Source organism: bacterium (assembly GCA_016873475.1).
Lineage (GTDB): Bacteria > Krumholzibacteriota > Krumholzibacteriia > JACNKJ01 > JACNKJ01 > VGXI01.
Map to the genome: position 1 here is coordinate 1 of VGXI01000196.1, position 5644 is coordinate 5644.

Genomic DNA, 5644 nt, shown 5'->3' on the forward strand with positions numbered 1-5644 from the left:
ATCTGGACCCTGATCGCGAGCCGCACGCCCTTCAACCTGTTCGCGATGATCGGCATGGTGATCCTGGTCGGCATCGTCGTGAACAACGGGATCGTGCTGATGGATCGCATCGGCCAGCTCAGGCGCCAGGGCCTATCGCGCGAGGCGGCGATTCTCGCGGGCTGCCGCGACCGCTTCCGGCCCATCCTGATGACGGCCGGCACGACGGTTCTCGGCCTCGCGCCGCTCGCTCTCGGCAAGGCGTCGGTCGCCGACGGCTACTACTTCCCGCTCGCCCGCGCGGTGATGGGCGGTCTGACGGCCAGCACCCTGCTCACCCTGATCGTGCTGCCCACCTTCATGATCGTCGCCGAGGACCTCGCGGCGCGCGCGCGGGCGACCTGGGCCTGGGGGCAGGGTCGCGCGCCGCTGCCCTGGCGTGTTCGCGTCGCCGCGCCTGCGGCGGAGTGTACACGTGTACAAAACGAGCAGGCCTGATGCGGGACCCGCGCTAGTCGCCCAGGAACGGTCGCGGCCGCGTGCCGAGTCCCGGCCCCAGCAGCAGCGCGTTATCGAAGAGGCGCGCCGTCCCCCGGAAGGCGCCGCGATAGCAGGGATTCCCGAGGAAGGCGATCACCTGGCCGTCGCCTAAGGGCTCCCGGCTGAGATAGACCGTCTCTGCCCAGCGTGCGCTGGCCTCGGGCCAGAGCAGACCCGCCAGGCGCAGCGTGGCCGCCGGCGCGAGGCGCCCGACGATTTGCGCGGGCTGCCGCGCCAGCAGCGCGAGGTCCGTGTCCACCATCGCCGCCACGCGCTCGCCGGCGCCCGCCGCCAGCCAGTGCTCCGCATCGAGATCGACGCGCAGGATGCAGCCGGCCGGCGCGAAGCGGCGCTGCCAGGCGTCGGCGGCCTCCAGCTCGGGCAGCGCGGGCGTTGGCGGCGCCGGCGCCAGAGCCGGCAAGCCGAGCGCGAGGCTGTCGCCCGCGCGCAGGCGGGCGCCGTCCACGCCGAGCGCGGGCAGCGCGGCCAATCGACGGCTCTCGGCAAGGTAGCTCGCCGCGGCACTCAGCACCTGGCGCCGTGGCCGCAGTGCGCCCAAGGCCTCGGCGCCCGGCCCCTCCACCGCCGAAGGAAAGAGCAGCCAGGCACTCTCGCCGGTGGCGATCAGCGTTCCGCCGCGCAGGACCCAGTCGCGCAGGCGCGTCCAGCCGGCCTCGCCCAGGCGAGGGCGCAGCGCGGCGCCGCGACCCCGCGGCGCGTCCGGCAGGAGGATCGCGCTGTAGCGGTCCAGGTCCGCCGTGTCGAGTTGATCGAAGCGCAGGCGCGTCACCGCAAGGCCGAGCTCGGCCTCCAGGTGCTGCCAGAGCGTGCCGAAGCTGGTCGGATGGAAGGGCGGCCCCGCGAGCAGGGCGACGCGCGGCCGGCGCAGGGGGCGCCAGGCGTCGCTGCCCAGGTCCGGACCCGCAGCGGCAAGGGCCTGCGCCACACCGACGAACTCGGCCCCCGTCGCCGCCGCCAGACGCGCGAGCTGCGCCGTCAGCGAGTCCGCACCCTCGGCGCGCGGCACGAAGACGCTGCCCGCCGGCCACGCGCGGCCCTCGCGCCGGAAGCCCTCCACGCAGGCCGCGGCGCCGAGGTCCGCCTTCAGCAGGCCAGTGAGGGCGGGCAGGAAGCGCGGGTCCTCGGGATGCAGCAGCCAGCCGAGCGGCGCCGCCGCGTCGAGGCCGCCGGGCGGCAGGGGCGCGGGCGTCCAGGGCGCGCTCGTCGCGCGGGGCGCTCGGCGCAAGGTGTAGACCGCAGCGCCGCTGGCCAGGGCCGGCGACCAGGCCGCGGGTTCGTAGAGCTCGCTCGCCTCGCCCGCCTCCAGGCGCCGGCGCTCGCGCGTGAGCACGCTGTCCGGCAGCAGGGGGTCGACGTCGAGGATGGCCGCCGCGAGGCGGCCCTCGGGCTGATCGAGATCGACGAGGAAGCTGCCGGCGGCGAAGGGCTGCGCACCGCGCCGCTCGCCCCAGAGATCCACGGCCGCCTCCGCGCGCAAAGGGGCGCTGAGCTGCTCGACGCGGATGCCCTGCCGGGTGAGCTGCGCGGCCAGCGCCCGCGCGGCCTCGGGCCGCTCGGCGCCGTCGACGAGGTAGGCGCGCGTGCCGTCCGCGGCCTCGCCGCGCCAGGCGCGGCGGGCGGCGAACTGGTCGGCGGCGATGGCCTCGGCATTGCGCGCGGCGGCGTCCACCAGGGTCCAGGCCGCGGTGAACTGGCGGGCCACGCAGCCCGCGTAGTCGAGCAGCGCGCCGTCGGGTCTGAGCAGCGCGCCGCCGCGGGTCGTCGCCTGCTCGACGAGGAAGGCCACCGTGCCCAGGTGCAGGGGCCAGGCCGCCCCGCGGTTGGGATTGAACTCCTCGTTCCAGTCGCCGGTGGCGCAGGGCCAGGCGCGGCGGCCGAAGGCCTCGGCAACCGCGCCGCTCAGGGTTTCCCACCAGCGCGGCGTCGAGGCCGGCAGGTGCGGATTGAAGGGCGCGCGCGGCGGCGAGAAGAGCGTGGTCGAGAAGCCGCTCATCTCGTGGAGGTCCACGCTGAGCGCGGGGTACCAGTCGAGGAAGAGCGCAACGCGCCCGCGGGTCTCGGGCTGGGAGAGCGTGAACCAGTCGCGGTTGAGATCGAGCAGGTAGTGGTTGCCCCGCGCGGTCGGCCAGTCGCCGCGCCGGGCGAGGTCCTGATCGTCGACCACGGGCGGCGCGCTCGACCAGGCCTGCCAGTCGGCGAGGAAGCGCGCGCGGCCGTCCGGGTTCTGCACGGGATCGACGAGCACGAGCACGCGCTCGATCAGGGCGTCGGTCGCCGCGCTGCGATCGGCGGCGAGATGGTAGAGCAGAGCCAGGGCCGCGTCCGCGCCCGAGGCCTCGTCGCCGTGCACGTTCGCGCCCACCCACACGACGAGGGGCAGGCTCGCATCGCCCGCGCCCCCTTGCAGGCGCGCCACGCGGGCTGCGCGCAGCGCCTCCAGCTTCGCGATGGCGGCCTCGCTGCCCACGACCGCACACACCAAGGGCCGGCCCTCGTGCGTGCTGCCGTAGTGCAGGAGCTCGACGCGCGGCGAGGCGGCGGCCAGGCGCTGGCAGGCGGCGAGGAGGGTCTCGCCCGCCACCGGGCGCTCGCCCCAGGGAACGCCCAGCAGGGCGTCCAGCGGCGGCAGCGCGGGATCGTAGTCGGCGGGGCCGGCCAACTCGGCGAGGCGGAGGGCGCCCGCGCCGGCGGGAGCGCCGGCCAACAGCGCCGTCATGAGCAGCGCGGCGGGCAGGGCGGCAAGGAGGCGGGGCATGCGGACTCCCTTTCGCCGGGGTGAGCGGCGAGTGTAGCGAGCCCGGCGCGGGGCAGCAAGCGCGAGCGCTCACAAGCTTTGAACCGTGAAGGCTAGTACATGCTCTTGATGCCGCCCCAACTCCTCGGCTGCACGCTGACGGAGTCGCAATCCACTCCGTAAAGGCCCATGAGGACGCCGCAGGTATTGTTCGCCGGGGCGCAGGGCGAGTTGGCCTGGAGTGTGAAGTCGTCCGGCTGGGCGCTGCAGAAGCGGGGATCGGCGGAGATGTTACCGTCAATGCCCGTCGGATCTGCGAAGTCGATGAAATCGCCGCCGACATTGCCCCAGACATCCGAGCAGCTCATGTGCGGAACCGACCACTCGACCGCGCGGATGCCGCCGCCCTGGGCATTCAGAGCAATGAGCACTTGCTCGAGAACCGGTTCCGAATGCCAGTAGAGCGACAGGGCGCCGCCTTTTCCCGCTCTTGCCGGGGTCCCGACAAAAGTGCAGCTCCGGAACGTGGGGGTGCTGTAGTTGCCGCAGCTCACGGCGCCTCCCCCCCAGGAGGCTGTGTTGCCATAGAAGAGGCAGCCTTCGAGAACGGCACTCCCAGGACTATAAGAATCCAGCCCCATGGCAATCGCGCCTCCGTCACGCCCTTCAGCGCGATTCCTAACAAAGAGGCAATCACGGACCAGTGTGGAGGAATCAGAGCCCGAGAGCAGAAGGGCGCCGCCATCCCAGTTGGAGGAGTTCTCTAGGAACTCAACGCGTTCCACGGTTGCATGCGGGCCGAGCTGGAGCGCACCAGCGCCAATCGCCCCTCCTCGGTTGCCACGGAATACGCAATCCCGAACCAGAACGGAGTCCGTTCCCCCAGTACTGATCCCCCCTCCAATCGCTCCTGCTCTATTGCCCAGAAACTGGCACGCGATCACCTCGAGAGAGACCCCGACGCTCGCATCAATCGCACCTCCGTCATAGGAGGCAATGTTCTCATCGAAGACGCAGCGCTCCACCCGCAACTGCCCATCGCTGATTCTGACTGCCCCTCCGAAAGAACTTGCATTATCTACAAAGAGGCAGTCTCGGATGGTCAAGGTATCGTCTCTAGCCCGCACGGCGCCACCAGAATCACTCATGTCACGAGCGCCTTGGACCGTGAAGCCTTCGATTGTCGCTACGCTTGCCCCGTCTTCGGACAAGCTGAACGCCTTGCCGGTGCCCAGGCAGTCGATGGTCGTTGCAGCGCTGCCTTCCTCCGAACGCAGAACGCAGCGGAGGCCATTGAAGGCAAGTCCCGTGTTGCCCACACCAGAGTAGATCCCCGCAGCAACCAGCACCGTGTCGCCATCCTGGCAGGCATCGATGCCGGCCTGGATTGTCGGGTACTCACTCGGCACGCGATGCGTCGCTGCCTGAGCGCTTGGCGCAAGGATGGCCAGGGCCAGGCAGGAGAGCGTGAGGCGAAGCATGGTCACCCTCCCGGCAAGCGCTGCGGGCGGGCTCGGACGCGCCGAGCCCGCCCTGCGCGCAGCCTATTCCGTGACGAGGTGGAGCTTGCAGAAGCCCTGCTGCCCAGGTTCGAGCGGAGCGACCTGCGGGTCGCCCCAGCAGTCCCCAGTCAGCTTGCCGACGGCGAGATCCAAGCTCGCCCCACCCGTCCAATCGGCGAGGATCGGCCGAAGATCGAGGTGAATCTCGACGGGCCGATTCGTCTCGAAGCCCAGCGTGATGGGCCGCACCTTCTGGGCCGGCACGACCGGCGCCCCATCCCTCCATTCGGCGACCTGCACCTCGACGAAATCATCCTGGCTGCCCGCCGCGGGGCCCGCGACGACGTGCAGCGTCGCCTTGAGCAGTGTGCTTTCGGTCAGGCCTTCCGGAAGGCTGACCTGGAAGCGGTGTGCCGTGCCGCCGTGGTAGGCGATCGCGGTGACCGCCGTCGTCGGCACCTCGATCAGGAATTCCTCAGCCCCCGCCGTGGAGAGCGAGGCGAGGAGCAGGGCGAGAAGAAGCAGCGTACGCATGGTCCTTACCTCCTTCACTGCACGAGCATGAGTTTGAGGGTTTCGGCCCCGGGGCCCATTCTCAAGCGCGCGAGATAGACCCCAGAGCTCACCGGCTTCCCTTTCAGGTCCCTGCCCTGCCAGCTGCGCTCCAGCGTTTGGCCGCCGCACTGGCCCTGATCCAGGGTCGCGATGAGGCGCCCATCGACGCCGTAGATCGCCAGCTCGTAGCGGCTGCCGTCGTTCGGCAGCGCGAAGCGCAGGGTGCAGGAGGGATTGAAGGGGTTGGGGTAGGCCTCAAGGCTCGGCTCCACCTTGGCCAGTTGAGCCTGCTCGCCCACCGTGCCGAGAGAAA

4 protein-coding genes are annotated in these 5644 nt (G+C 71.3%); 1 reads left to right on the top strand and 3 read right to left on the bottom strand.

The window, feature by feature from the left end:
* A complete protein-coding gene (locus FJ251_12890; GenBank protein ID MBM4118605.1) occupies positions 1-477 on the top strand; it encodes an efflux RND transporter permease subunit in 477 nt (158 codons plus the stop codon).
* A 13-nt stretch (positions 478-490) separates the two neighbouring features.
* Here FJ251_12890 and FJ251_12895 read toward each other — a convergent pair whose 3' ends face one another.
* The 3 genes from FJ251_12895 to FJ251_12905 all read right to left on the bottom strand — a co-directional run bounded on the left by FJ251_12895 (position 491) and on the right by FJ251_12905 (position 5310).
* A complete protein-coding gene (locus FJ251_12895; GenBank protein MBM4118606.1) occupies positions 491-3295 on the bottom strand; it encodes a hypothetical protein in 2805 nt (934 codons plus the stop codon).
* Positions 3296-3387: 92 nt separating this feature from the next.
* A complete protein-coding gene (locus FJ251_12900) occupies positions 3388-4755 on the bottom strand; it encodes a hypothetical protein (protein ID MBM4118607.1) in 1368 nt (455 codons plus the stop codon).
* Between the two features lie 63 nt (positions 4756-4818).
* The gene (locus FJ251_12905) at positions 4819-5310 is read right to left on the bottom strand and encodes a hypothetical protein (protein ID MBM4118608.1); all 492 of its coding nucleotides are present in this window, start codon (positions 5308-5310) and stop codon (positions 4819-4821) included.
* Positions 5311-5644 lie beyond the last annotated feature (334 nt).